This is a genomic window from Duganella qianjiadongensis (genome assembly GCF_009857915.1).
In the GTDB taxonomy this organism is placed as follows: domain Bacteria; phylum Pseudomonadota; class Gammaproteobacteria; order Burkholderiales; family Burkholderiaceae_D; genus Rugamonas; species Rugamonas qianjiadongensis.
On sequence record NZ_WWCM01000092.1, the window covers coordinates 1 to 269 of the forward strand.

Sequence of the window (269 nt, forward strand, 5' to 3'; positions counted from 1 at the left end):
TTTAACAATCTGGAAGAAGTAAGTAAATTTTTATTGATCGTTTTACGGTAAAACGTAAGACGATGGGTAATGATTGTATGTATCAACAAACGCATTAACGTAATACTTCTTATTCCTATAAACGCTTTCTGTTAGTCGCAGAAGCTAACGTTATAGGGACAAGTGAATAAGTGCACATGGCGGATGCCTTGGCGATTACAGGCGATGAAGGACGTAGTAGCTTGCGATAAGCTGCGGGGAGTTAGCAAACAAACTTTGATCCGCAGATT

1 rRNA gene is annotated in these 269 nt (G+C 39.4%); it reads left to right on the top strand.

Going from position 1 to position 269, the window contains the following annotated elements:
* Positions 1-156: 156 nt before the first annotated feature.
* Positions 157-269 (top strand): 23S ribosomal RNA (locus GTP27_RS24470); the annotation flags it as partial.